Here is a 26,556-nt window from a genome sequence, read left to right as displayed (position 1 = left end):
ATCCCTCCATCTTCTTGTTCTATTTCAAATCTGCCCACTTAAAGTCAATGAAACCGAAGGCGTGTCTAACGACGCCGTCCAATTTGTCGCTTTGCATATACGTGGAATTATAGAAGTAAAGCGGCATAATCGGAGCTTCGTCCATAAGAATTTTCTCTGCATCATGCATCATTTTGTAGCGTTTAGCTTCATCCGATTCCGCATAGGCATCTTTGATCAATTTGTCATAAGTAGCATTAACCCACCCTGTACGGCTGAACGGATTCGTCGATTGGAAGCCATCAAGGAAGTTGATCGGATCAGCAAAGTCCGGCAGGAAGGAAGAACGGGACAATTGCAGCTGCAAACCTTTTTGCTCGGTTGTCAGCACTTTGCCTTCTTTGTTGGCCAGCTTCACATCGACGCCTAAGTTATCCTTGAACATCGCTTGCAGCGTTTGGGCAATGCGCTGGCTTTCATCATTCGTGTTATAAGTCAAAGTAACTTCAGGCAGCGTCGTATATCCGGCCTCCTGCATCCCTTTGGCAAGCAGCGCCTTCGCTTCAGCAGCATCGAACTTGATCAGGCTGCCGCCAACTTTGCGGAAATCTCCGCCCGCTGCGTCCTGTAACCCTGGTGATACGTATCCGTCTGCCGGTTTCTGTTTTTGCTTCAGCACCAAATCGACAAGCTTCTGTCTGTCTACAGCTTCAACAAAAGCTTTGCGGATATTGGCGTTATTGAATGGCGCCATTTTCACATTAAAGCGATAGAACGCAGTTCCCGCACCATCTTCAACCTTCACTTTGTTATCAGCAAACAATTTCTCGCTCATATCCGCCGGAATGGATCCGGTTGTATGAAGCTCACCGGTCGTGAAAAGCTGGTACGCGGTGTTGGTGTCATTGATCATTTTGAATGTGACACCTGCCAGTTTTACGTTGGCGGCATCCCAGTATTGATCGTTTTTGACCATTTTCAACTCGCTGTCGTGTTTCCAATCCGAAATTTTGAACGGCCCATTGCTGATAATTGTAGCTGCTTCACCCGCCCACTTGGCATTCCCCTCTACAGTGGCCTTATGTACCGGGAAGAAAGCCGGGCTGGAAACCATGCCAATGAGCCAAGGAGCCGGCTGAGTCAAAGACACCTCAAGGGTCTTGTCATCGACAGCCTTAATTTTCACACCATCGGCTGTTCCTTTGCCCGAGTTAAAAGCTTCTGCACCTTCAATAGGATATGCGAGAAAAGCCGCATCAGAAGCTGTTTTTGGATCTAGCAGGCGTTTCCAGGCATATTCAAAGTCAGAGGCTTTGACAGGGTCGCCGTTAGACCACTTAATGCCGTCACGGAGTGTAAACGTATATTTTTTGCCATCTGCAGACACTTTCCACTCTTTGGCCATAGCTGGCTCAGGCGTCTGGTTCTTGCCAAGCCGCGTCAGCCCCTCGAAGGCGTTGTTAAGGACATCGTAGGACACTTGGTCGAATCCTTTCGGAGGATCGAGCGAGGTTGGCTCTTTTAAATTGTTGTAAAGGAGGACTTTGGATGACGTTGCTTTGCCCGCTTCCGACTGCTTGGAGCCAGACTCTGGCGTGCCTGCACCTGGATCTTTGCTGCATCCGGCTAGTAACGTACCGATGACCAATACGGAGCTGATTAGCAATGCTGAAACTTTTTTCATGAGCACATCTCCCCTTTGATTTTTGTCTTATTTATCCTTGAGCCGTCATGATGTTGCTCTTGCTTGGCGGCCGGAATACAAGTTTAGCGCGCGGATCCTGCAGCCAGCAGGCGACCGAGTGGCTGGCCGATACCGCAGTCTGCTCCGGCTGGAAGGCCCCACATACTTCCATCGCATAACTGCAACGCGCTGCAAACGCGCAGCCTTGGGGCGGAGCAAACAGATCCGGCGGTGTTCCCGCGATCGGCGTTAACGGCAGCGACTTGTCCGTATCCAATCGCGGCATCGAAGCCAGCAGCCCTTTGGTGTACGGATGCTGCGGATGGCGGAACAGTTCATCCACAGTCCCGGATTCAACGACTTTGCCGGCATACATCACATTGACCCGATCAGCCATATTGGCAACGACGCCAAGGTCATGCGTGATAAGGATGATCGAGACGCCGGTCTTCTTTTGCAGCATTTTGAACAGTTCAAGGATCTGCGCTTGAATGGTCACATCGAGCGCTGTCGTCGGCTCATCAGCGATGAGTACCGACGGCTTGCAAACCGCTGCGATGGCGATCATCATCCGCTGCCTCATACCGCCGCTAAATTCGTGCAAATACTGCTTCAAGCGCATCTCCGGATTGGAAATCCCCACCAAACCCAACATTTCGATGGCTTGCTTGCGCGCTTCTACACGCGATATTCGCTGATGGCGAATGATCCCTTCCATGATCTGCTCACCGATCGAAATGGTGGGGTTCAGCGCTGTCATGGCATCCTGGAAAATCATCGAAATTTCCGACCCTCGCAGCTCCCGCAGCTGCTTCTCGCTCAGCTTCGTCAGCTCTCTGCCCTTAAAGCGAATGCTGCCTTGGCTGATCTTCGATGTGTGCTCGGGAAGAAGTCGCGTCATACTGCGGGCCGTAACACTCTTGCCGCAGCCGGATTCGCCGACGATAGCCAAAGTCTCTCCTTTGCCCAGCGTAAAGCTGACACCGCGAACCGCCTTTACTTCTCCGCCATGCGTAGTGAACGTGACATGCAGATTGTTCACTTCCAAAATAACGTCGGACGAGTTCTTTGTTGTTGGCATAGTTGCTACCTCCTCCGCTTCGGATTAAAAGCGTCCTGCAAGCCATCACCGACGAGGTTAAAGGCAAGCATAGTCATCGAAATAAAAAATGCCGGATAAAACAACCGCCACCATTGCCCTGACAAAATCGTCGACAGACCGTCATTGGCCATGACGCCCCAGCTGGCAAGAGGCGGCTGGATGCCTAAGCCCAGAAAGCTTAAGAAGGCTTCGGCAAAAATCGCAGATGGCACCGAGAACGTCACCTGCACGATGATGACCCCGATCGCATTGGGCAGCAAATGCTTGCGGATGATGTAACCCGCGCCTCCGCCCAGCGTCCTTGCCGCCAGCACATACTCCGCTGATTTCAAGCTCAGCACTTGCCCGCGCACAATCCGTGCCATGCCGATCCAGCCTGTGGCGCTCAGGGCGACAATGATCGTCAGCAGCCCTGGGCCCATCACGACCATTAACAGGATGACAATGAGCAGATAGGGAATCCCGTACAAAAGATCAACGAACCGCATCATGATGTTATCGATTCTTCCGCCGAAGTAACCGGCAATCCCCCCATAAATGATGCCGATGACCAAATCGATCAAAGCGGCCATTAGGCCGATAAACAGCGAGATGCGCGCTCCATAGAGGATACGGGCATACACGTCGCGCCCCAGATCGTCGGTGCCGAACCAATGGAGGGCTGACGGTTTCTGATTGGCATCCAGCAGTACTTGCTTGGAATAGCTTTGATCCGTAAGAAGAGGGCCAAAGGTGGCGAGTAAGGCCATCACAATAATGACAATCAGCCCAGCCATAGCCAATTTGTTAGCACGCAGTCTGATCCAGGCTTCCTGCCAGAACGACAGCCGTATGCGAACAATCGCTTCCGCCGTCCCTTTGTTCTTGGACATCGGGACGAATAAAGTATCCGGTACGTTCATCCCTTACCCCTCCTTCCTGTGCAGCTTGATGCGGGGGTCAATAAGCCCGTAGGCGATGTCCACCAGGAACATCATAATGACCAATAAGGTGCTATAAAATACGGTCGTTCCCATAATGAGCGAGTAATCCCGATTATTGATGCCATCGACGAAATATTTACCCATGCCTGGAATGGCGAAAATCTTTTCAATAACAAAGCTCCCCGTCAGCACGTTGGACACCAAAGCGCCTAGCAATGTAACGACCGGAAGCACGGCATTGCGGAGCGCATGCTTGATGACAATCGTAACCGGTGACAGGCCTTTGGCCCTTGCCGTTTCAATGTAATCGGCGGTGAGCACTTCCACCATGCTGGCCCTTGTCAATCGCGCAATAATGGCGAGAGGTCCTGTGGATAGGGCAAGCGCAGGCAAAATCACGTGCTTCCAGGTGCCCCATGTCGCTACTGGGAGAAGCTTCCACTCAACCGCCACGTATTTGATTAGCAAGGTTGCGACGATGAAGTTAGGCACCGCTATGCCAATTACGGCGAAGATCATAGCCGTGTAATCGATGATTCGGTTCTGCCGCAAAGCGGCAACCGTACCGAGCGCGATCCCGGCAACGATAGAGATGAGAATGGATACGATACCCAACTGAAAGGAAACTGGAAATCCTCGGCTAATCATGGAATTGACGGTATCGGGAAAGTGGCCGATGGAAGGCCCAAGGTCCAGGGCAAGCAGTGATTTTAAATAAATCAGGTACTGTTTCGCAACAGGTTGGTCCAAATGGTAAAATTCCATCAAGTTCTGAACCGCTGTCGGGTTCGCATTTTTGCCGTCTTTTTCGAACGGCGATCCCGGAACAGCATGCATCAGCACAAAAGTAACCGTAATTATTAGCCACAGTGTGACAATCATGGAGATAAATCTGCGAAGAATATATTGTGTCACGCTATCACCCGCTCCCGCTTATTAACAAAATGCCGTTCTCATCGCAAGCTCCGTCATGACCAGCATCGCTTGGTAAGCCTCAAGAATGTTGCGTGCCTGGAAAGTTACGATCGGGCTGTTATCGTCGATCGTCGTGCCCGGCATCAGGTGCGCCCACTCCGCTTGGCCGTAGTTGGCAAATTCAATCTTTAATACTGGCTGATCCGGCGGCACAAGAGGCTTCACTTTACTGCGGTTTGCCAGCGCTTCCTTCGTTTTATCGCGAAGAAGCTGCCCGCTTTTTTCCGGTGTTAGGCACAACGCCGCTGTGCGAGAGATCCGCTTCTTCACAACCGCCGTCGTCACACCCGGGATGAGCTCTTCCGCTTCAATCGCGGTTTCATCATCGCCCGCCACAAGTAGAACGGGAACTCCGTAATATCCGGCTACATAGGCATTGAATCCAAGCTCGCCAATCGCTCGATCATTGATGTACATATTCCGTACTCCGAAAATCATCGTGTGGCTTAACACGCCCTTGGTGGCCGCTCTTGTGTGATAACCGAGAAAAGCTGCGCCGGCAAAAGAAGCGTCTAACCCCTGTACCATGGAAAAAGGCTTCACATCCCCTGAAATCAGCTGTGTATCGGGATGCAGCCGCTCAATGAGCAAATTGTTCATTTTGGAATGACTGTCATTCACAATGACTTCCTTACAGCCTTCATCAAAAGCTGTGCCAATAACATGATTGGCTTCATCTGTCATGATGTGCTGTCCGCGTGTGTAGTTATACTGTCTGGAATCGACGAACGTGTTATCGACAAGCCCAGTGATCCCTTCCATATCTATGGAAATATACAATTTCATAGGTAGCCCTCCCTAGTTTTATAAAATAACAAAAACCCAGCAAACAGCCTCGGACAGTACCTGCCCAAGTTACCATTTGCTGGGTTTTATTTACGGGTATGTTGCCATACGGATAAATAAAGCAGCTTACACTGTGCCGGTAGATTGGAGACCAAGTTCTTCCCGGCCGCTAAGTGCTAATTTATATTTTTTTTGTGCGTCTTTGTAGGCGACGATTAATGCCTTTTGGGATGATCCATGATATCTTCGGCGGACTTCCTCCGCCACGTCATCAAGGATGAGCATGTTGTGCCCGATAAAAATCGAGCGGACAAAGTCCGATGTGAGCGGAATCGTCGTTGAACAGCCGGCATCAACAATTTTATGGTTTGTCGGATCTACAACAAGCCCAATAAAAAAAGCATTGTACTGCTGCGTTATCGGATTGTTCACGGAAGCTTGCGCATCGCCGATGATGTAGATCGTATCTTTGTCGTATAACAAACAACCACTCTCCTTGTTAGCATTCTGTTCGATTTCTGAACGGGATGTGTGAAGAGATAGTGTCTTCATACGACCATCAGAAGCCAGAACACTAATTATGTGATATATTCTAACATCGTAATAACATGTTGTAAATAAGGAATATCTTCACGTTCAGGGCTTATTCAAGAAAGTGTTATGCAGCAGCCGGGCAAGCTCCTCTTCCGCTTCAAAATAAACGCCTTGCGCCTTCCTTTGAACAAGGCCGTTCATAAGCAGAACGAATCCCCACCTCTCCTGCCGGTGAAAATACATATCACTAAGCAGCCCATATGCATCGCCGGAATGCCCGATAAGTCTGTGTCCCGGAAGCAGATCGTCCGTCATCATGAACTGCAGCCCACAGTTGCGGAAGAAGCCATCGTGCCGATGCCCCGACCAATGCGGCGCATACATGAGAGCCGCCGTTTCCGGCTTCAGAACTTGCACACCGTTCCAGGTGCCGGCGTTCGTATGCGCTTCCAAAAAGCGGGTCAGATCGTCCACACTGCTCCGCAAACCGCCCTGCGGGCTGAAAAGCGCGCCGTTGGTGCCCGGTACATAATCGCTGTAATCGACGGAATCCGGTTTCTTCCCCCGGAAATCGTCCGTGCCAACGACAAAGCGGTCATCGGCTTCAGCGTATTCATAGAGAACGGCCACATCATCCATATCCATCAGGTCACCCAAATGGAAACTAGTCCGGTTCATTTGCAGCGGTTCGAACAGATGCTTCTTGCAATAGGCGTCAAAGCGCTCATTCGACAGTCGTTCTACCACTGTGGCTAAAATGACGGCTCCAAGATTCGAATATTCAAACCCATTCGGATCTCCTGGCCGACCGTCTCCCCAGAGACTGTCCGTGTTGTAGGCCCCGCCTGGCAGCAGCAAATCAGTTAGGCGCAGCTTCGGCGGATTCTCGTTGCGCGAATCCACGACAAATCGAACATACTCATCTTGCAGGCCGGATGTATGGGTCATGATATGCCTGAGCGTGATCGGGACGTTCGGATACTCATCATGGCGTACTGGAAATCCAAGGATATCGCCTACATCCTGATCAATTCCGCATAAGCCCTTCTCCACAAGCTGCATAACCGCCGTTGCGACGACCGTCTTCGAAATAGAAGCGATGCGGAATACCGTTTGTGGTGTAACGGGTATGCGTCTATCTATATTGGCCAAACCATACCCTGCGCTCCAAACCTGTTGCCCGTCGTGAATCACGGAGGCTGCTAAACCAACGATTCGATGCTTGTCCATCACCTGCTGTATCTGTTCATCCAATTCGTACAAGGCAAGCCTCCTTCTTCATCATGACTTTTCATTATTATATCTGATGAGTTTCACAAAATGTGTTGAAATTTGTCATAAAATATTTCTCAATATCCTTTTGAGATAAATCCGTCATGCCCAAGCATCAGAGCAATAACTTCATACACTAATGATGTAGTCGATTAATTTATAGGAAGGGTGATATGAATGGGTTACGGAGCAGCAGGTGTTGGTTGTGGAATCGGTACTTCGGCAGCAGCAATTTTGGTCCTTTTCATTCTCTTGGTTATCATTACGAGTGCATTTGTTTGGTAATTGAATAAAACGGAGGGGCTACAGCATTTTGCTTGTAGCCCTTTTCTTTTCCTCTACCCAGGACTTTATCTAAATCTTATGTAAAAAGCCTCTAGACCAGTAAACAGATTGTCCGTTATCATAATTTTATAATACTACGATGCTTGCTAAGAAAGCAGTGATACCTTTGTTCAATTACATAGTGGAAAATTTTTTGCTTAATATTTTTTTCATCTCCATCCCCTTACTTTATCAACTCATAGTAAATGGCAAGTATCCTCGCAGCGTTAAACACATCGCGTATTATCTTATTTTTGCTATACCCACAATTCTTTGTATGTCATTTCCGATCCATCAAGAAAACGGGCTGCTCTTTGATTTTCGGCTTATTCCCGTCATCCTGGCTTGCTTGTATGGGAACTCCGTTGTTGCCCTACTTGTAGGCTTCACCTTAATCGGTACGAGGTTTGTGCTGGGGGGAGAAGGATTTCTGCTGGGCACTATTTCTACCACTATGACCTATCTTGTTATATTCTTCATTTGGAAAAAATACCACGCCTCAGGTCTTCTGTTTAAATTGTCAGCTGTATTTGCAATCTCCTTCTTCGCGAAATTATTTGGCAAATTATATTATCTGGTTGGCCATCCGGACTATCCGCATCTGAATAATTCCATGGCCTTTTATGCCATGCAGAGCACCTTCCTGGTGTTAATGGTTTATATGATCGAATCGATTCAGAAAAATATGCATCTTAGAAAAGAAATGATAGAATCCGAAAAACTGCGCGTTGCCAGTGTAATTTCGGCGTCAGTCGCTCATGAGATTAGGAACCCGCTGACAGCGTTAAGAGGGTTTATCCAATTATTAAGTACAACTCCTTTAAGCGATGAGAAGAAAAAGCGATATGGCGAGATTTGTTTAGAGGAACTGGACCGTGCACAGCAAATTATTAGCGATTATCTCTCACTCGCCAGGCCTCATCCGGAGTATGTGGAAATTCTAGAAGTTGGGCAAGAGATTAAATATATTGAATCGATACTCAGTTCATACGCATTGCTCAGAGGCGTTCAACTACAGATTGAGACGAAACACGAAGCGAACATTGAAGGTGACCGGCAAAAACTGAGACAAGCCTTGATCAATATAGTCAAGAATGGCATTGAAGCGATGGAACAAGGAGGCGTGTTGGAACTTAAATCCCAAATACGTGATAATAAGACTATAATTACGGTCACCGATACAGGCGTAGGGATGACGGTTGAGGAAATTAATCGCTTAGGCACTCCTTACTTTTCTAATAAAGATAAAGGGACAGGCCTTGGCACGATGGTCTCGTTCAGCATTATCAAGAACATGTCTGGAAGCATTGCTGTTGATAGCCAGAAAGGAAAAGGAACCGTCTTTACGATCGCCTTCCCCTTTGTGAAGCTGGTTGAAAAAATGTCTTAAGCCTATCTCTGCAAAGAAAAGAGCTTGCGCACTTGTTCATTTCGCAGCCAAAGGCTTCCCCAAATCAATATGGCCAAATAAACAGGAAATAAGATATTGGAAAAAAGAGGGGCATCCAGACGAATGTGTGTCGCCATCACTCCGCCAAAATAACCGGTCAACATCACTGCACCTATGAACGAGGTGCGTGGCAAAGCGAATAGAAGAGTTGAGATTAGTCCCAGTACGCCGATCAACACAATATGATGCTCCTGATATCCGAGCGAAACCGTAGACTCTACAACGAACGAAGGTTTAAATAATTTCATAATGCTGTCCATCAGCATAAACAAGATGGATATACCGCTGAAGACCCTGGCCGTCCACAGCCGTCCTTTAGAAATTGTGCCTTTCATCGTAAATCTCCCCCTTAAGAGAATATAGGATAATAAAAGTAGATGGCTCGAGCTCATGGAAAATTAATCCATACTCATAATACCGAATATATGTTCGTTTGTAAAGCGAATAGCCAAAAATATGGATTTTATTTCAAGCGCTTTTTAATGGTACAATTATCCATGAGTGTCAAAAAACATAGTGAGGCGGTATCCATAATGGAAACAGGCGAAAAAGCGACAATTACGGTTGAAATTACAGTTCATGCCCCAGTTGAACAAGTATGGAAGTTTTGGACCGAACCCGAGCATATTACGAAGTGGTCGTTTGCATCTGACGATTGGCATGCACCAACTGCCGAAAATGATTTAACGGTCGGCGGCAAGTTTTTAACAAGAATGGAAGCTAAGGACGGAAGCTTCGGCTTCGATTTTGGCGGCGTGTATGATGAAATTCGAACAAACGAATTTATCGCCTACACCCTTGGCGATGGAAGACGAGTGGCGATCACTTTTATTAGCCAAGACAGCGATACGAAGATCATTGAAGTATTTGAAGCGGAAACGACTTTCCCTCTGGAGCAGCAGCAAGCTGGCTGGCAGTCGTTTCTGAATAATTTTAAAGCGTATAGCGAGCGCTCTTTGTAAAATAGCAAATAGCGGAAGCCCCCCCCTTCCGCTATTCCCCATAAAATGCGAAATCTCATGCGTCGTTGGATGCCGCTCCCCGTCTCCCCTCACCAACACCCGTCACTCTATCCATAGTATTCGAAAGCCTATGCCCCATCAAAGCTCGTTCGCATATAATACCTCGACATGAACATGCAGGAGGTAGATGAAATGAAAAAGGTACGATACAAGATGGGGAAATTAGGCAAACATCTTTTCATGAAAAAATATAGCCGCATAAGCGATCTACTCCCTGACACAATGGCAGCAACAAGATCTAACCTGAACCATATGTTAAGAACATATAACGCCCTTTACTTAAAGCCAGATGAGGGCACGGGGGGCCGGGGCATTTATAAAATCAGTCGTACCGAGAACGGGTTCGTTCTAAGAGGCGGCACGACCTCAAGAAACTACGCTACAGCTGATGCCTTATACGATTCTCTTCAGCAATTAATTAATAGGGACAAATATATTGTTCAACAGGGAATTGAGATGCTCAAACATAATGGTCGCTCCTTCGATATCCGGGTAATGGTGCAAAAGAACAGAAGCGGGCAACTGGTAACGACGGGGATTATCGGACGGTTGGGCAGAGCGAACAAGATCGTGACCAATTATCACAGCGGAGGTACACCTTTACCTATAAGCAAACTTCTTCAATCGCATCTCAGTGGTGCTGACCTGGCAAACTATATTAGGAAGATCGAAACTTTAGGGAGAGAGGCGAGCAGCATTCTTGCAATTAGCTACACAAACAAAAGAGCTTTCGGCGTCGATATTGCCATTGATACCAAGATGAAGCCATGGATTCTAGAAATTAATACAGGGCCTGATATGAGTATTTTTAATGCGCTCAAAGACAAGACAATGTATAAAAGAATTTTGAGATATGCCAAATTCTAAAATTCGCATAAAAAACTCTCCTATACAGGAGAGTTTTCTTTACGTTTATAGGATTCATTGCTTCCTATATATATCCAAAAGCCTGGAAACGCTCACACATCTATAGCCCTGGTTTCGCAGCTTTTTCAGGACTAAACCCACCGCTTTAACCGTTTCTGATTGATCGCCGCCGGAATCGTGAAATAACACAATTTCCCCTCTTTTCGATGAAGTCATCACTGATTTCACAATATCCCTGAATCCAACTGCTTCATAATCGTAGGTATCAATTGAGCACATAATCGGCTTATATCCTAATTCGTTGACAATCTGCATGACTTTTGGATTTTTTTCCAAATAGGGCAGACGAAATAAACGTGTTCTTTTCCCGGTAATACGTCGGATGAGCAGTTCCGTATCTATTAACTCTTTGTAGATTTCGCTAGAAGTCAATTTCGTCAAATACGGATGATAAAATGAGTGATTGCCAATCTCGTGACCTTCATCAACGATTCTTCGCGCCAGTTCAGGATGTCTTTCAAGCTGTTCTCCGACGACAAAGAAGGTAGCCTTAGCGTCATACTGTCGCAATAAATCCAAAATGATAGGCGTATGAACAGGGTCAGGCCCGTCATCAAAAGTTAACGCAATGTGCCTGCTCTGCAAGCTGCAATTATAAATAGGCGGGACAACTCTGCCCTTCTCCTTCTTTTTATTCACAATAAATTCCATGATGGACTTGGCATCACCCAGTATTTTGGATTGCTGGATTAACGCTTGATTGTTAATTTTCCAAGTATGATTGCCCCTCCATCGGCGGAGACAAACATAGTCATTTTCATCCGTTACATAAATATTATAGCCCTGCCAGATGCACCGTTTGATAAATTCAAAGTCCTCCCCAATATTCACATGGAGGAAATTGATCCGTTCCCACGCGTATTTCTTAATGACTAATGTCGATCCTTTTACTCCTCCCGCCCGTTTTACAAACGTATTTTTATCTTCGTTGGCTAAATGCAAGCCAATCTTTTTTTTATTCTCAAAAAACATATACACCGTTCTTTTGCAGACGACATCGGCATTCATTTTATTCATCATCCGCAGTTGATTTGCAAGATAATTAGGGCCGTAGTAATCGTCGTCATCCATCTTGGCGATAATATCATGCTTGCATAACTTAATCCCAAAATTCAGGCACTCACCTAATGTTTTATTCTCGGACAATTGGTATACTGAAATATCTGGATGTGGTGCGGCTTTTTCCCTCCATTTTTTTAGATCCATTGAGCTTTGATTGAGTATAATCATCAATTCTTTTTCCCGCAGTCTTTGCTTCAAGTAATTTTCAAACACATTGTCAATAAATTCATCCCGCATCGTACAGCATATGACGGAAATCATGGATCTACCCCCTGACTGTTGCTACTTATTAATAAGTTATTAACGAGAGGAATTCGGTGCTTGGACACTAGTAAAAAATTGCCATGGACACAGTGCCAAAAAAAAAGAAGCACAGGCCGACTAAACGGCATATGCTTCTTGTACTATATGCTGGAGTGAACCGTGTTCGGCCCCTCATGATGGTGACCTATATCCGCCGAACTTCGCTTCATTTTCCACGTGATCAAAATTTTGTATAAGGATGGCACGACAACTAAGGTCAATACCGTCGAATAGATCAGCCCACTAATAATCGAAACCGCCATGGGCCGCCAGAGACTTCCCCCGGAAATAGCCATCGGCATAAGACCGCTAACCGCTGTTGCGGCAGTCAGCAGGATCGGACGAAGGCGCGCTTTCCCCGCTTCGACAATCGCATCGTTCAAGGCTAATCCCCGCTCTTCTCTCGCCTGCTCAACAAATTCGATCATTACGATCCCGTTTCGTACGACCATCCCTGAAAGACTCACCACGCCCATAAGTGCCATAAATCCGATAGGAGCACCTGTAATAAACAGTCCGATTAAAGATCCGCCCAAAGCCAGATAAACGGTCGATAAAATGAGGACGGGCGTGGTCAAGGAGTAAAATTGCATAGCGATAATGATATAAATCAGCATAAGCACCACCAAGGAAAGCTGCCCGATCGCTGCGAAGGACTTATCCCGCTCTTCATTTTCCCCGCCTACACTTAAGGAATAACCATCCGGCAGCTGCATCGCATCGAGCTTAGGCTGCAGCTCCTTCATCACATTGGCAGCCAGAGCACCATCCGTATAGGCCCGAACCGTTACGGTGCGCATCATATTATAACGCTGGATTTTGGAGAGCGATGTCGTGTTCTCAAAAGAAACAAACTCCTTCAGCGCATACAGCTGGCCGGTCTGCGAAGGAACCAACAAATTCTCAACCGTTTGATTCGCAGCCTGGGAGGTTACACCACGATCACTGTATAAACTGACATCCAGCAGCCGATTAGCCATCTGCATATCGGATACTTTCATGCCGTCCGTCGCCAGCCGAACTGTCGCAGATAAATCTTTATCCGTCACACCGAAAAAGTTCGCTTTATCCTTATCCAGCACCATATTTACGGTTGGAATGGGATCTCCGATATCATCCGACACATCCACGGCGCCTGGGACATCCCGAAGCAGCTGTTGGACTTGATTCGATATCGTTTTCAATTCGCCCAGCTCAGTCCCGCTGATCCGAATGGCGATAGGCGCTCCGACTGGAGGTCCGTTCTCCAATTCACGCGGAGTAATCTGCACACCGGGATAGAGCGCGGAAAGTCCCGCCCGCCACGCGGTGACCAGCTCGCCCGTTTTCACCTTGTGCTGATCGACGATCGCCAGCACTTGCCCGACCCGGCTGTCAAACTTATCAGCCTCGGTATAATAAAACTTAGGCGCCGACCGCCCGGCATATGCAGACACCTCTTTAACGCCAGGCTGCTTTTGAATCCAAGCACCAATCGCTTCCGTCGTGTCCGTCGTATCGGCAAACGTACTGCCCGTCGGCAGTTCAATATCAACCAGCAGCTGCTCTCGCTCGGCTGGCGGGAAATATTGAACGCCAAGCAATGGCAGCAGCCCAAAGCTGGACGTTCCTATCGCCATCGCGATAAGCCCGGCTAGCAGAGGACGCTTCATGATGCGTTTGAGCTGTTGTTCATAAAAAGCGCTCAGACGATAAAATTGACGCCCCAGCAACCCTGGATAGCGCTCCCTGGAATTCACGACAATCCTTCCCCGCCTCAGCACCCTCTCCTGCTGCCACTGACGCACGATCGGAACGACGGTGAGGGACATCACCATGGACACAATCAGCGTTGAGGTGATCACCAGCGGAATTGGGCGAATGAATTCGCCGATATTGCCTTTCAGGAAATACAGTGGAAAGAAAGCGGATGCCGTAGCCACTGTAGCCGTCAAAATCGATACGCCAACCTCACGGCTTCCCCTAAAAGCCGCCTGTCCCGGGGAGTCGCCGAGCTGCAGCCGCCGTTCGATATTATCGTTCACGACGATCGCATCGTCGACCAAAATACCGAGTACGATGACGAGCGCAACAATCGATATTTGGTTCAAATCGACGCCGAACAACTTCATCGGGATGAGCCCGATTAGAATGGACAGCGGAATCGCTGTGGAAACCAGCAGCGAGGTGCTGAACGATAGCCCTAAGGAACATACGATAATGACCGCAATAATTCCGATCAGCAGCTCTCTGCCCAGATCCGAGAACAGTTTGTTTACATTCTCTTTTTGGTTAAACGCAGAGACAAGCTGAACTTGCAAGGGGAGCTGCTTCTTCAGCGATTCCATCTTGGTATCGATTCGATCCTGCAGCGCAGGCACATCAACACCTTTTTGCGCTTTAATGGCGATGTCGATGGCCGGCTTCCCGTTATAGAAGATGCGCTGTTCCAACTTCTTGGGAGCCAGCGTCACGTCGGCAACATCTTTCAATTTCAAGGGTGAGCCCGCATTCGCAGTGCGATAAATAACCGTTTCCGCCACATCCTCGGGCGAGGCCCACTCCCCGGTCAATTGATGATATTTGCGCTGATTGTCTTGATCTATGGTTCCAATCGGAACCCGCTCGCGCGAATCTTGCAGCGCTTGTGCAATCAGTCCCCAGTGAAGATGGTATGCTTCCAGCTTGGCATCATTCAGTACCACTTTCACCTGTTGATCGGGAAGCCCAACAACCTCCACACTGCTGACCCCTGAGACGGTACGCAGCTGCTCCTTCCAATTTTCCGTCAAAGACCGCAGGCTTTCGAAATCTTCCGGACGCTCCACCACCAGGTGAAAAATTTGCTCCGATATTTCCGTTAAATTCGTATTAATAACCGGTTTATCCGCATCCGCCGGCAGATCTGCTTCTGCAGATTGCAATTTTTGCCGGAGCGTATCCCAGGATTGCTTGGTATCCGTACCAGGCACGAGCTCCACGACAATCGATGACACGCTTTCCTGAGACGTCGACGTCACCTTCAAAATATTTTCCATCTCATTGATCTTGTCTTCCAGCTTCTTGGTCACCAGTTGCTCGACCTTATCAGGAGAGGCACCGGCATAAATCGTGCGAATACTAGCCATCGTCGCGGTGATTTCCGGATTTTCCCGCTGCTGAAGCCCGATAAAATTGGTGATCCCAACGATCATCGCAATCAACATAAACAATAACGTAACCTTGCGATATTTCAGCGCCTTGGCGATCATTCATCCTCTTCCTTCCATTGACCATTGACTTGCAAAGGGGCTATTCGCATCCCAGGGTCATGTTGTAGATCATTTGCGTCACGACGCCGACGATCTTCGATAATTCCTCTTCGGTCAATTCCTGGACAATCACGTACTGCATGCACGTCTCATTTAACAAGCCATGGATCGCGCGCGCAGCCACTTCATATTGAAATTGGTCATACTCAGGGAATAATTGGAATTTCCGAAACAGCTTCATAATAATGCCAAGCAGGTTCTCGTCACAGGCTTTCGCGACGCTTTCCGCCTCGGCGAATTGCGAAGCTCCGTGAATCCGCATCATGTAGACAATGGATCGGTGATCACGATACAACGCCATACAGTTATAAATCGTTTCATATAAGCGCCTTGTCAGTTCTTCTTTCGGCATCTGCGGGGATACTTGTTCAGCGAAAATCTGATCGATTTGCTCGATCATCTGATCATTGGTGCTTTGGATAATCGATGTAAAAATACTCTCTTTGGTTTGAAAATACAGATAAAAGGTACCCTGAGCGACGCCCGCTCTTTTCACAATGTCGGAAACCTTCGTCTCATAGTAGCCTTTCTCTGAAAAAATCTCTAAAGCAGCTTTCAGCAGCTTTTGCTTTGTAAGTTCATTATCTTTTACCACGGTTTACCCCCGTTGCTTCTATTTCTGTTCTATCGTGACGTGCTCACCGTCTTGCAGTCGCAGCTGACCACGAGTAACGATTTTCTCACTGCCATCCAGGCCTGAAGTAATTTCCTGCTGGCTATCCTTGGTTTTCCCCGTTTGCACCTGACGCTTTTCCACTTGGTCCCCTTTGACCACAAACACATAGGCCTGCCCGTTCTCCCGCAGCACGGCGTCTGCCGGCACGGTTATCGACTCGCTAGCTTGGGGAGCGTTCAACTGGAGCTGCACCCTCGTACCCGGCTTTAACTTGCCAGCGGTGTTGCTTGCTTGCAGCTGCAGCTCAAATGTCTTCGTTTGCAAATCCGCCGTAGAGGCGAGATAGATCACTTTGCCGTTGAAAGTCTCGCCCGTTTCCGGATTGACAAAGCTCAATTCCGCTTGATCCTGCACCATCCGCCGATACGCGTCCGTGAGGTTCGCTTTGATTTTGACGACATTCTGCTGCTGCACTTTCGCGATCGCCATCCCGCTTGGCAGCGTCATGCCCACCTCAGCCGGCATATAGATCAGCACACCGCTGATTGGCGATTTAACGTCATAGTAAGACATGGAACGCTGCCATTCTTCCTGGGCGATTTGCGCACTTTTCAGTTGGTACTCCGCTGGACTGAGCGGGTTGCTCGTTTCCAGTGTCTTCTGTTTATCATTCAAAAGCTCAAGGTCCATGCGCGCCTGCTCCAGCTTCGTCTCCATCGACGTCAGCGCACTTTTCTCGCCGATGCCTTCGTCAAAATTATTCCGCATCTTGGCGTAGTCGCGCTCCAAATCAGAGATCGACAGCTTCGTCTTAGCAATGGACAGTTCGATTTCCTTCTTGTTGTCCGCCAAGTCTTTTTTCGCTTTATCCACCTGCTCCATCGCCGTTTGCAGGGCGGCATCGACCTTTTCTTTTTCCCGGTTCATATCCTTCTTATCGATTTCAAGAATCGTCTCGTCTTTCGATACCGTATCTCCACGGCTCTTATGTACTTGCGTGACATCACCGCTTACCTTCACGACGACATCCAACTCCATGAACGGAATGACATCCGCCGCCAGCTCCGCTTCCGTGCCCCACTTCGCCTTCTGCACATTTTGCACACCAACAACCTTTGCAGCCGTATCGCCGGCGCCAGCTGTCACCGGCACATCCTTCGCTTGACGCGCTCCGCATCCGGCTGCAATCAGCAGCAGGGACATCGCCGCAATAGCAAGGGCTCTTGTATGCTTCATCTCCATCTCCACGCTCCCGGAAATCATTATAGATCAGCCGACTGACTGATCAGTCAGTCACATCATATCAAAGTGAGATGTATATTACAAGCGACTAGAAGGCGACAGGGTTGAAATAGTTGGAGGTGCACGCTGTACAGCAAGTGAATTGAAAACACGCCGCTGCTCACAGCAGTCGGCGTGTGACTTGCTTTACAACATTCTCTCTTCCTGCTCATCCCACATCGCGAACAATGACGGCAGCGCAGCCCCTGTATAAGCCCCTACGACTCTGACATTTCGATGGACCAACTGCACGCCGACGATAACGGAGACAAATTCATCCTCCACACGCAGCTGCGCCACAGCCTCTTTATCCCCTGTGATCAGGACGAAGCCGTTCAGATCACTGCCATGAGGCTCAAGAACGACGACTTCAAAGCGGTCGATTCTTCCTTCCCTTTGCAATCGAATGCAGTACTGCATCGCATTGTCGAGCGTAGCTTTAGCCGACTTCTCGCGCCCCGCGATGATTTCTCCCCAACCGACGATCAGTGAACCTTTTGCCATATCGATCTCTCCCTTAACGTATATAGGTTAAATTTAACTTATTACAAAATTAACACACAGAATAAAACTATGTCAATATGGATATAGGTTAAATCTAACATAAATTTTCACAAAAAGAATAAGCAGTTGCCTCAACAACTGCCTACTCCCGCTTGCTTATACGTTATGCCATCCACCGCTCCGACTGAAATTATCCCAGAATTTCCAATGGCATATTGCGCCATCCCCCATAGACCGAAATATCTATAGCATCCAGAGCGGCATAGGCCTCGCACACAAATCCCTGGACGTGTCTACCATCCGCAAGTTCAATCTGCCCTATGCCCAGAGGAGCCGGAATCGAAGACACAAAAGATCCGAATGAAGATAGCGGCATTCTCCATAGCTCCAATGCGATCGACGTGCCTTCTGTTGTTCTTTTGATTAAGCCAGGCTTAGGCGGGCTTGTATTCAGCTTCACGAGCTGGTATTTCGCTGCAGTAGCTGCCTCGCTGACAAACTGCGCCCCACACCGAATCATCTGCGGCTCCAGGGCGTAACCACGCATGTGCAGGCCGCATACCGCTACTAGGATGCTATCCTCGCACAAATGGGCTGCGGTCAATGAACCACCGACCACGGTGGAAGCCGCCTTCCGCTCACCACCCCATACGCAGTCCCGCCATTGCTCAGCAGCTCCCAATAGCAAATCCTCCCGATCATTCCCAGCGAACAAGGTCACACCAAATGGCACCCCGTCTCCCGCTTCACCCGCTGGAAGCGCAACGGCGCAAAGATGCAGCAAATTGCAATGGTTCGTGTATTTGCCCATGTCTCGATTCGTGGCGACAGGGTCGTTCAAGACTTGCTCACGCGTCCAGGTTCCTCCGGCTGTCGGCATGACTAGTACAGCTCCCTGCAGCATCTGCGTCGTTTCGGCACGGTATGCCTGCAGTTGATGCATCGCCTTGAAGACAGAAGCCGCATCATAAGCTGGACTAGCCCCAGTCTTCAATATTTGTTCTGTTACCGGGTGTACAGTACCCGGATGGGAGTTGACGAAGTCTCCGAGAGACGCCCAGCGTTCAGCGACCCAAGGGCCTTCATATAATACGGCTGCTGCTTGGGCGAAGAGGTCCGTATTGACGTAGCTTACCGGTACACCGCTTGCCTCCATGCGGTCTACGGCATGCAGCCAAGCTGCACGATAAGCATCCTCATAGGGACCGAAAAATTCGGGTGCTTCCTTGGGCAAAAGCCACCTTAGCGGGGCCTGCGGCACTGGCTGCGAGGTATTTCGCGACCACGGGTCTCCCTCATGGGACCCCCGGACAACCGCATCCACGCCGGCCGCATCCTCCAAACTGTGAGCGAATACCGTGATGCAATCCAGACTCGCACATGCGGGCACCAAGCCTTTGGTCGGCCAAGCCCCTATGCTCGGCTTCAAGCCAACCAAGTTGTTCAGTGCGGCCGGAACGCGCCCCGATCCGGCGGTATCCGTACCTAGGGCAAACGCCGCCTGCCCTCTGGCGACCGCAACGGCCGAGCCTGAGCTCGAACCACCGCTGATCAGCTCCTGGCGCAAAGCATTGTGCGTATCCCCATAAGGGCTTCTTGTGCCGACGAGACCTGTGGCGAATTGATCAAGGTTCGCTTTGCCGATCGGAATCGCTCCCGCTTCAATAAGACGTTGCACGACCACAGCGTGCTCCGCTGGCATATAGGTGAAACCGGGGCAGCCTGCCGTTGTCGGCAATCCTTGCAGATCAATATTGTCCTTTATGGCAAATGGGATACCCCACAATGGGGAATCCGCTGACTTTTTCGACTCCAGCAAGTCCAAATAGGGCTGTATATGCGCCAAGGCGGGCGGGATGATCCATATATTCATCTCTTTGTCTCGCTCCGCTCTTGCCACGATCTCCAAGACGACTTGCTTCGGCGTAAGCGCACCTCTCTGGTACTGTTCCCGAAGCCAAGTAAAAGTTAGCTTTTGCGGTATTGGCATCATCGCGTTCCTCCCCCTAATTTGCTTTTTTCAAACCGATCATCAATTGCCCGGCATGCACACTATCACCCGGTTTTGCGTGGATCGAGGTGACAATACCGTCACACGTCGCTTTTTGTGAAAATTCCATCTTCATACTCTCCACAATGAATATTTCCTCTCCCGCTTTTACTCGCTGACCGGGCTCTACAAAAACCTTCCAGATCCTTCCGTGAATCGTGCTGCGCATCGGCACCGTGCCAGGCTGGAGCACCTCTTCCTCCGGAGCCTCTGCCGCATCCTGCTCAGATACATATTCCGCAAGCCCCTGCTCTTTCCAGCGGTCGCGCTCCGCACGGAAGGCGCGCTGCTGCTTGAACCGAAAGGCATCCGCACTTTCTTCGATAGAATCCAGAAACTGGAGATATTCTCCGAGACTAAAAGTCGTCTCCGTAATATCCGCTTCAAAACGTCCTCGCAGGAAGCTTTCCCGAAGCTCAAGCAGCTCGTCGGCCTCCACCGGATAAAACTGAATTTGGTCGAAGAAACGCAGCAACCATGGATTTTCAAAGCTCCGGGTCGTTCTCAGGCGGTTCCACATCTGAATCGTGCGGCCGACGAATTGATATCCGCCAGGTCCCTCCATCCCGTAAACACACATGTACGCACCGCCGATGCCTACTGCGTTTTCCGGCGTCCAGGTGCGGGCCGGGTTGTATTTGGTCGTGACCAGCCGGTGTCTCGGGTCGATTGGCGTAGCGACTGGAGCGCCCAGGTACACATCGCCAAGTCCCAGCACCAGATAGTTGGCATCGAACACGATGCTTTTGACCTCGTCCTCACTATCCAGCCCGTTAATCCGCCTTATAAATTCAAGATTGCTCGGACACCAGGGAGCATCAGGACGTACGTTTTGTTGATACCGCTCTGTGGCGAGCTTCGTTGCCGGATCGTCCCAGGACAGAGGAAGCCGGACAATGCGCGAAGGGACTGTGACGGATTCCAGTGGAGGTAAATGTTCATCCAGCTCCAGAATGATGCGACACGTCTCTTGCACCGAAATGCGGCTGCGGTCGATATGCACTTGCAGAGAACGGATGCCCGGCGTTAGATCGAGAACCGGGATGCGGCCTGATTCACGGATCGCCTGCATCAAGGCGTGGACTTGGAAGCGGAGCATGAGATCAAGCTCCATCGGTCCATACTCCACCAGCAGATTCTCATCTCCGCTGCAGCGAATAGCTATCGGAAACCTGCGCCCCGCTTGCTCGCTTATCAACAGCGGATAATCCGGCTTCAGGGAAAGCGCAGCCGATGAATCCACCTCATCCAGCAGAGGCAGCGTTACAGGCGGGATTAAACCCATACTTGCAGTACCCACCTGTTCCAGGTAAAGCTCCTGCTGCCGGCGCAGTTCATCCGCCTGTTCCAGTGTGATTAACTGGAAACGAATTTTGTCGCCGGGATGAAGCTGCCCCAGCTTCCATAATTCAGCCGTCGCCGTCGTCACCGGGCACACAAATCCCCCCAGGCTAGGCCCATCAGGTCCCAGAAGAATCGGCATGTCGCCGGTGAGATCCAGCGTACCGACAGCATACGCATTGTCGTGAATGTTGGAAGGATGCAGCCCTGCTTCCCCGCCGTCTTCGCGAGTCCATAGTGGCGCAGGTCCTATTAGCCGAACCCCCGTACGGGAACTGTTAAAATGTACTTCCCAGCTTGTTTCCGTCAACTGTGTCAAATATTCTTTCCGCAAATATTCCTCGGTCGAATGCGGCCCCGGGATCACACCGATCGTCCATTCCCGGGAGAACACCGGATATTGTTCCACGCCGAGGCCAACGGGTTGCACCGGATCATGCCCTTGGTTTACGCGAAGCACATCGCCAGTCCGAAGCGCTCTTCCACCATGGCCGCCAAATTGCCCCAGCGTAAAGGTAGCGCTGCTGCCGAGAATCCGAGGCATGTCGAATCCGCCGGCTACTAGCAAGTATGAACGCATGCCTTCCTTAGCTTCGCCAAAACTGAGCGTCTGCCCTTGGTTGGCATGAACCGGCTTGTAGAGCGGAACCGGGACACCGTCGAGCTCCGCTTCCATATCGGCGCCCGTGACGCAGAACCATAGATCGCTGCGGAAACGATAGGACCCACCCCGTAGGGTAAACTCCAAACCGCTCGCGTCCACCGGATTGCCGAGCAGCCTATTGCCCGTGCGGAAGGATAACGGATCCATCGGGCCGCACGGAGGAACCCCTACATCCCAGTGGCCGATACGCCCGGGCCAATCCTGCACCGTCGTCTGGACACCTCCATCCAGCACTTCCAGCGCCAGCTCTGTCGGCGCAAATCCGCTCAGCTGCTGTGTATGCACGTCCCCGTCCACGAAAGCGGTCTCCGCAAGCAGCGCCTGCAAATACTGCAGATTGGTCGTGATGCCGTACATCCGCGTTTCCTCCAGCGCACGGCTCAGTTTAAGGATCGCCGCCTCCCGGTCTTCAGCATGCACGATCAGCTTCGCCAGCATCGGATCATACAGCGTCGTTACCGTCACGCCATCCCGTACCCAAGTCTCAACACGCGCATGCTCAGAGAACTTGGCGCAATCCAGCTGTCCAGCACTCGGGCGAAACTGCTGCAAGCAATCCTCAGCATAAATGCGAGCTTGTATGCTGTGGCCTTGCGGTTTCTGCACAAGGGAATCCAACTGAACCAGTTCGTCAGCCGCCTCCCGTACCATCCATTCCACCAGATCAATCCCCAGCACTTCTTCAGTCACACCGTGTTCCACTTGCAGACGGGTATTGACCTCCAAAAAGTAAAATTCATATGTGCCAGGATCATATAAAAATTCGACCGTCCCCGCACTCCGGTAACCGACTTTAGCAGCCAGCCGCTTGGCAGCTTCCAGCATCGATACTCTTATATTTTCCGGGAAGTTTGGCGCCGGGCTTTCCTCGATCACCTTCTGGTTGCGCCGTTGAATGGAGCAATCCCGTTCCCCTAACGCAACGACCTCACCCCTACCGTTTCCGAAAATTTGCACTTCCACGTGACGGGCTTTGGCAATGTATTTTTCTATAAAGATTCCGGCATTCTTGAAATTGACCTCAGCCAAATGGCTAACCGCCTCATAAGCCGAACGCAATTGCTCTTCGTCTGCACACATCCTCATGCCGATGCCTCCACCGCCGGCCGTGCTCTTCAAGATCACAGGATAGCCGATGCTCGACGCTTTCGCCGCCGCCTCGTCCAGCCCCGTGATCAAATCGCTGCCCGGCAGCATAGGGACGCCCGCTTTTCCCGCAATTTCCCGGGCGGAATGTTTCAAACCGAACATCTCCATTTGCTCCGGTGTCGGTCCGATGAAGACGATACCGCGTTCCCGGCAGGCCCGCGCGAATTCGGCATTCTCACTCAGGAAGCCGTAGCCCGGATGGATCGCCTGAGCCCCCGTATCGATGGCTGCCTGCAAAATGAGGTCAGCATTCAGGTAACTGTCCTTAGCAGGACCTTCGCCGATTAGCACCGCTTCATCAGCCATATCGACGTGCAGGCTGTCCTGATCCGCCTTCGTATATACAGCCACAGAAGCTATGCCCAATCGGCGCAGTGTTCTTTGAATTCGTACCGCAATGGCACCACGATTTGCTATAAGAATTTTCGTAAACATTTAAGCACCTCTCCTCATAAATGGCTTCTAACAGTCCCAGATCAGCAAGCGGATCGGTGTCGGATTGTAAGCGTTGCATGGGTTATTCAACTGCGGACAGTTGCTGATGAGCACGGTTGTACGGGCGACGGCTCGCAGCTCCACATAACAGCCCGGCGCCGAGAGACCGTCAGCAAAGGTCAAACCGCCAGCCTCCGTGACGGGAACATTCATGAAGAAGTTGATGTTAGGCGCCAAATCACGCTTGGTGAACGTTTCGCCTCTTTGGGCCAGTTGCAGCATGAACGTATCCCGGCAATTGTGCATATGCACCTTGTCATGGGCATACCGCACCGTATTGCTTTGAGCGGAGCAAGCGCCGCCCAACGTGTCATGACGGCCGCACGTGTCGGCTACAATCTCGAGCAGCGGATTGCCGGACTCCGCATATAGCACGGAGCCAGTAGTCAAATAAATATTTCCTTGATTGACAATAGTTTGTACGGCGCTGTAATGGTCCGCGGGGTGGTCGGCGTCATAAAACAGCGTATCTGCGGCTTGATTGCCCATCAGATCAACAATGCGCAAAACTTGCCCCGGCTCCAAATCGTAGATCCAGCCGTCGCCGGCCAATACCATTTTGTCGTAGATGGCGTTCTCCGGAAGGCGGGAGCTCTCTGTTTTCTGCAAAAGCTGCATATATGTTAACCTCCTATTATTTGGTTTCCATCGTATACTGGAACAACTAGGTGCCAAGAAGATGATGATAGCTTCGGGTGTTGTCGAAAGACCTTTCGTTCTCAGGCCGGAAGTTGACACATAGATCGTCAGCATTTGGTGGCATGGCTGGCATCACCTCCATCAGGATTGGAACCGAGGGATAACGGCCTGCCGGGTCGAGCGGATTAGGTGTATTGGACAACACCAGCAGCACTTCCATTTCCGTCCGCATAGTGACAAATGCGCCTGCTTGGGCATGATTTGGGTTAAAACGCATCCGACCCTGCTCATCACATTGCACCTTCGCGAACCAATTCACCGGAGGCATCAGATCGCGCGTCCCCAGCCCATTGCGGACAAGCTCGACAATGAAATTGTCCTGCCCGCTGCGGAGCCAATCGTTTCGCTTGGTTTGGTAGTCCGTAATACCGTATTTCACATCCGTATGTTTCCTTGTCGTATATCCGCTGATCGGATCATGCCAGCCAAGACTGTCCTCGACAATACTGGCCATAACATTCCCGTTATCGCTCATCAGCACGTGCCCTTTGGTTAAATGAGCCGTATGCTGCGCTTTCAGTGTATCGGGCATATTGTAGCGCTCTGTCAAATCCCTTGAGTTGTAAAGCAACATAGCCAGATTTGCACCACTCGCTAGCGCCGTATAGCGAATTAGTTTCCCTGCCCCAACTCTACCCGACCATTTACCGCCGGGGTGTATCGTCGTATTCCAATGCTCATTCATATTCTTTCCTCCTGGTTTCAAAGTAAAATGCAAGCTTTAATCGTCCGCCATCATCGCGCGCAGCACCATCTGGCGCCTTTGCTCCCTCGCATCAAGGAGCGACTGTTTCAGCCAGCCCTTTGACAGTTTTGTCCGGTACGCATGGTAGATCACCCCTGCTGCCATCCAGGCGAAGCCCAGCCGGAGCGCATGTGAATCCAGCAAGGACAGGAGCCAGCAAATAAAGACAGCGCCTAACAGCGGGAATATGAAATATAGAAACGTTTGCGGCAAGGAACGCATTTTGCGTTTGAAGTAGCACTCGACAATGACGCAAACGTTAACGAATACGAAGGAGACCAGTGAACCAAAGCTGACAAATTTCACCGCCATATCCAAGCTGATCGAGAGCGCGAATAATGACAATACACTCACGAGCACTATGTTGTTCACTGGCGTCAAAAACTTAGCAGACAAGCGTCCGAAAAATCTTTTCGGCAAGATGGCATCACGTCCAAATACGAACAACAGGCGTGAAACGCTGGTGATCGACGTCAACCCTTGGGTAAAGATGGCAAGAATCATGACCATAATAAACATGAGGCCAAGTGCCGCACCGCCAATTTGCTTGATCAGCTCAAATCCTGCAGCATCCAGGTTAGCAAAACTGAGGCTTGGAAAAACCATTTGAATCAGCATAGAGAGAGAAATATACAAGATGCCTGCGACGATAATGATCAGCATAACAGCACGGGGAATGTTTTTCTTCGCATCCTTCGTTTCCTCCGCCATCGTTGTGACGACATCAAATCCGAGAAAAGAGAAACAAATTATAGAAGCTCCAGCTAATGCAGTCGAATAATGCGAGCTCCAATCGGCAAAAGGCAGGATTGCGGCAGGTTGCCCCATCAACGTACGGACGAGCAGAAAGCAAACCAATACAATAAAACAAATCTGAATCAGTACGAACAATTTGCTGACCAGCGCCGAGACTTTGATGCCCACAATATTGACGAGGGCCACCAACACATTGAGCAGTACAATCCATACAAACGATGGAACCGCCGGAAACTGGGCGTGCAAGAAGATGCCAAACGTCAGGTAAGCGATGAGCGGAGAAAAGAGATAATCCAACATGATCGCCCAACCGACCAGAAAGCCGAGATACGGATGAATCGCTTGCTTGACATAGGTGTATGCCGAACCGGATGTAGGAAATATTCCCGACAAAATACTGTAGCTCACGGCGGTAAAAACGATGGCCACTAAAGCCAAAACATAAGCCTCCGTAATTGAACCTTGTGAAGCGTCATAAGCAATACCGAATACTGAGAAATAAATCATGGGGGTCATCCAGGCCAATCCCAAAAAGGCCGCTTGAAACATCGTTAACGATTTGCGTAATGTCACATTTGATTCCATCCTCTTTCATCCTCTCCGCCTCTTTTTCTTTTGAATAA

Annotated in this window: 22 protein-coding genes; 4 read left to right on the top strand and 18 right to left on the bottom strand. The window is 49.9% G+C overall.

Annotated elements, in window-relative coordinates; genetic code table 11:
* Positions 1 to 19 precede the first annotated feature (19 nt).
* The 7 genes from O9139_RS12455 to O9139_RS12425 form a co-directional block, all read right to left on the bottom strand.
* Positions 20 to 1,663: a peptide ABC transporter substrate-binding protein gene (locus O9139_RS12455; protein WP_270879795.1), complete on the bottom strand. Its 1,644-nt coding sequence runs from the start codon at positions 1,661 to 1,663 to the stop codon at positions 20 to 22.
* Between the two features lie 31 nt (positions 1,664 to 1,694).
* The gene (locus O9139_RS12450; protein WP_270879794.1) at positions 1,695 to 2,744 is read right to left on the bottom strand and encodes an ABC transporter ATP-binding protein; all 1,050 of its coding nucleotides are present in this window, start codon (positions 2,742 to 2,744) and stop codon (positions 1,695 to 1,697) included.
* 5 nt (positions 2,745 to 2,749) lie between these two features.
* Positions 2,750 to 3,667: an ABC transporter permease gene (locus tag O9139_RS12445; protein ID WP_270879793.1), complete on the bottom strand. Its 918-nt coding sequence runs from the start codon at positions 3,665 to 3,667 to the stop codon at positions 2,750 to 2,752.
* Between the two features lie 3 nt (positions 3,668 to 3,670).
* On the bottom strand, positions 3,671 to 4,603 hold the full coding sequence (locus O9139_RS12440) for an ABC transporter permease (RefSeq protein WP_270879792.1): 933 nt from the start codon (positions 4,601 to 4,603) through the stop codon (positions 3,671 to 3,673).
* 21 nt (positions 4,604 to 4,624) lie between these two features.
* Positions 4,625 to 5,449: a M55 family metallopeptidase gene (locus O9139_RS12435; RefSeq protein ID WP_270879791.1), complete on the bottom strand. Its 825-nt coding sequence runs from the start codon at positions 5,447 to 5,449 to the stop codon at positions 4,625 to 4,627.
* A gap of 126 nt (positions 5,450 to 5,575) precedes the next feature.
* Positions 5,576 to 5,932 (bottom strand): DUF3870 domain-containing protein, encoded by a 357-nt coding sequence (locus O9139_RS12430; RefSeq protein ID WP_270879790.1) that lies wholly within the window; start codon positions 5,930 to 5,932, stop codon positions 5,576 to 5,578.
* Between the two features lie 153 nt (positions 5,933 to 6,085).
* On the bottom strand, positions 6,086 to 7,246 hold the full coding sequence (locus tag O9139_RS12425) for a serine hydrolase domain-containing protein (protein ID WP_270879789.1): 1,161 nt from the start codon (positions 7,244 to 7,246) through the stop codon (positions 6,086 to 6,088).
* A gap of 186 nt (positions 7,247 to 7,432) precedes the next feature.
* On the opposite strand from O9139_RS12425, the gene O9139_RS12420 reads away from it, so the two are divergent.
* Together O9139_RS12420 and O9139_RS12415 are read left to right on the top strand one after the other, a co-directional pair.
* A complete protein-coding gene (locus O9139_RS12420; RefSeq protein WP_270879788.1) occupies positions 7,433 to 7,540 on the top strand; it encodes a YjcZ family sporulation protein in 108 nt (35 codons plus the stop codon).
* A 193-nt stretch (positions 7,541 to 7,733) separates the two neighbouring features.
* Positions 7,734 to 8,969, top strand: a complete 1,236-nt coding sequence (locus tag O9139_RS12415) for an ATP-binding protein (RefSeq protein WP_270879787.1) — start codon at positions 7,734 to 7,736, stop codon at positions 8,967 to 8,969.
* 2 nt (positions 8,970 to 8,971) lie between these two features.
* Here the strand turns inward: O9139_RS12415 and O9139_RS12410 are convergent, their stop codons facing one another.
* Positions 8,972 to 9,364 (bottom strand): DoxX family protein, encoded by a 393-nt coding sequence (locus O9139_RS12410; protein ID WP_270879786.1) that lies wholly within the window; start codon positions 9,362 to 9,364, stop codon positions 8,972 to 8,974.
* Positions 9,365 to 9,562: 198 nt separating this feature from the next.
* Between O9139_RS12410 and O9139_RS12405 the strand changes: the two genes are divergently transcribed.
* Both O9139_RS12405 and O9139_RS12400 read left to right on the top strand, forming a co-directional pair.
* Positions 9,563 to 9,991: an SRPBCC family protein gene (locus tag O9139_RS12405; protein ID WP_270879785.1), complete on the top strand. Its 429-nt coding sequence runs from the start codon at positions 9,563 to 9,565 to the stop codon at positions 9,989 to 9,991.
* Between the two features lie 192 nt (positions 9,992 to 10,183).
* The gene (locus O9139_RS12400; protein WP_270879784.1) at positions 10,184 to 10,918 is read left to right on the top strand and encodes a YheC/YheD family protein; all 735 of its coding nucleotides are present in this window, start codon (positions 10,184 to 10,186) and stop codon (positions 10,916 to 10,918) included.
* Positions 10,919 to 10,972: 54 nt separating this feature from the next.
* On the opposite strand, the gene O9139_RS12395 is transcribed toward O9139_RS12400, so the two are convergent.
* The 10 genes from O9139_RS12395 to O9139_RS12350 all read right to left on the bottom strand — a co-directional run bounded on the left by O9139_RS12395 (position 10,973) and on the right by O9139_RS12350 (position 26,518).
* Positions 10,973 to 12,301, bottom strand: coding sequence for a polysaccharide deacetylase family protein (locus O9139_RS12395; protein ID WP_270879783.1), 1,329 nt, complete (start codon positions 12,299 to 12,301; stop codon positions 10,973 to 10,975).
* Between the two features lie 143 nt (positions 12,302 to 12,444).
* Positions 12,445 to 15,573, bottom strand: a complete 3,129-nt coding sequence (locus O9139_RS12390; RefSeq protein ID WP_270879782.1) for an efflux RND transporter permease subunit — start codon at positions 15,571 to 15,573, stop codon at positions 12,445 to 12,447.
* A gap of 40 nt (positions 15,574 to 15,613) precedes the next feature.
* Positions 15,614 to 16,228, bottom strand: a complete 615-nt coding sequence (locus O9139_RS12385; RefSeq protein ID WP_270879781.1) for a TetR/AcrR family transcriptional regulator — start codon at positions 16,226 to 16,228, stop codon at positions 15,614 to 15,616.
* Positions 16,229 to 16,246: 18 nt separating this feature from the next.
* Positions 16,247 to 17,485, bottom strand: coding sequence for an efflux RND transporter periplasmic adaptor subunit (locus O9139_RS12380; RefSeq protein ID WP_270879780.1), 1,239 nt, complete (start codon positions 17,483 to 17,485; stop codon positions 16,247 to 16,249).
* 192 nt (positions 17,486 to 17,677) lie between these two features.
* The gene (locus tag O9139_RS12375) at positions 17,678 to 18,034 is read right to left on the bottom strand and encodes a hypothetical protein (protein WP_270879779.1); all 357 of its coding nucleotides are present in this window, start codon (positions 18,032 to 18,034) and stop codon (positions 17,678 to 17,680) included.
* A 190-nt stretch (positions 18,035 to 18,224) separates the two neighbouring features.
* A complete protein-coding gene (gene atzF, locus O9139_RS12370; protein ID WP_377525013.1) occupies positions 18,225 to 20,027 on the bottom strand; it encodes an allophanate hydrolase in 1,803 nt (600 codons plus the stop codon).
* A gap of 13 nt (positions 20,028 to 20,040) precedes the next feature.
* On the bottom strand, positions 20,041 to 23,673 hold the full coding sequence (gene uca / locus O9139_RS12365; protein WP_270879778.1) for an urea carboxylase: 3,633 nt from the start codon (positions 23,671 to 23,673) through the stop codon (positions 20,041 to 20,043).
* Positions 23,674 to 23,700: 27 nt separating this feature from the next.
* On the bottom strand, positions 23,701 to 24,351 hold the full coding sequence (locus O9139_RS12360) for an urea amidolyase associated protein UAAP2 (RefSeq protein ID WP_270879777.1): 651 nt from the start codon (positions 24,349 to 24,351) through the stop codon (positions 23,701 to 23,703).
* 46 nt (positions 24,352 to 24,397) lie between these two features.
* Positions 24,398 to 25,117 carry an urea amidolyase associated protein UAAP1 gene (locus O9139_RS12355; RefSeq protein WP_270879776.1) on the bottom strand — a complete coding sequence of 240 codons (720 nt, stop codon included), beginning with the start codon at positions 25,115 to 25,117 and terminating at the stop codon, positions 24,398 to 24,400.
* 36 nt (positions 25,118 to 25,153) lie between these two features.
* Positions 25,154 to 26,518 (bottom strand): APC family permease, encoded by a 1,365-nt coding sequence (locus tag O9139_RS12350; protein ID WP_270879775.1) that lies wholly within the window; start codon positions 26,516 to 26,518, stop codon positions 25,154 to 25,156.
* Between the last annotated feature and the right edge of the window lie 38 nt (positions 26,519 to 26,556).

The sequence above is a fragment of the Paenibacillus aestuarii genome (assembly GCF_027789125.1).
GTDB classification, from domain to species: Bacteria; Bacillota; Bacilli; order Paenibacillales; family NBRC-103111; genus Paenibacillus_E; species Paenibacillus_E aestuarii.
Note: the sequence above shows the minus strand (reverse complement) of the source record. Positions and strands in the feature narration are given on the sequence as shown.

Excerpts from the sequence above, each read along its gene's own strand:
- O9139_RS12455 (WP_270879795.1), bottom strand. The coding sequence starts at position 1,663 with ATGAAAAAAGTTTCAGCATTGCTAATCAGCTCCGTATTGGTCATCGGT.
- O9139_RS12450 (WP_270879794.1), bottom strand. The coding sequence starts at position 2,744 with ATGCCAACAACAAAGAACTCGTCCGACGTTATTTTGGAAGTGAACAAT.
- O9139_RS12445 (WP_270879793.1), bottom strand. The coding sequence starts at position 3,667 with ATGAACGTACCGGATACTTTATTCGTCCCGATGTCCAAGAACAAAGGG.
- O9139_RS12435 (WP_270879791.1), bottom strand. The coding sequence starts at position 5,449 with ATGAAATTGTATATTTCCATAGATATGGAAGGGATCACTGGGCTTGTC.
- O9139_RS12420 (WP_270879788.1), top strand. The coding sequence starts at position 7,433 with ATGGGTTACGGAGCAGCAGGTGTTGGTTGTGGAATCGGTACTTCGGCA.
- O9139_RS12410 (WP_270879786.1), bottom strand. The coding sequence starts at position 9,364 with ATGAAAGGCACAATTTCTAAAGGACGGCTGTGGACGGCCAGGGTCTTC.
- O9139_RS12405 (WP_270879785.1), top strand. The coding sequence starts at position 9,563 with ATGGAAACAGGCGAAAAAGCGACAATTACGGTTGAAATTACAGTTCAT.
- O9139_RS12400 (WP_270879784.1), top strand. The coding sequence starts at position 10,184 with ATGAAAAAGGTACGATACAAGATGGGGAAATTAGGCAAACATCTTTTC.
- O9139_RS12395 (WP_270879783.1), bottom strand. The coding sequence starts at position 12,301 with ATGATTTCCGTCATATGCTGTACGATGCGGGATGAATTTATTGACAAT.
- O9139_RS12390 (WP_270879782.1), bottom strand. The coding sequence starts at position 15,573 with ATGATCGCCAAGGCGCTGAAATATCGCAAGGTTACGTTATTGTTTATG.
- O9139_RS12380 (WP_270879780.1), bottom strand. The coding sequence starts at position 17,485 with ATGAAGCATACAAGAGCCCTTGCTATTGCGGCGATGTCCCTGCTGCTG.
- O9139_RS12375 (WP_270879779.1), bottom strand. The coding sequence starts at position 18,034 with ATGGCAAAAGGTTCACTGATCGTCGGTTGGGGAGAAATCATCGCGGGG.
- atzF (WP_377525013.1), bottom strand. The coding sequence starts at position 20,027 with ATGATGCCAATACCGCAAAAGCTAACTTTTACTTGGCTTCGGGAACAG.
- uca (WP_270879778.1), bottom strand. The coding sequence starts at position 23,673 with ATGTTTACGAAAATTCTTATAGCAAATCGTGGTGCCATTGCGGTACGA.
- O9139_RS12360 (WP_270879777.1), bottom strand. The coding sequence starts at position 24,351 with ATGCAGCTTTTGCAGAAAACAGAGAGCTCCCGCCTTCCGGAGAACGCC.
- O9139_RS12355 (WP_270879776.1), bottom strand. The coding sequence starts at position 25,117 with ATGAATGAGCATTGGAATACGACGATACACCCCGGCGGTAAATGGTCG.
- O9139_RS12350 (WP_270879775.1), bottom strand. The coding sequence starts at position 26,518 with ATGGAATCAAATGTGACATTACGCAAATCGTTAACGATGTTTCAAGCG.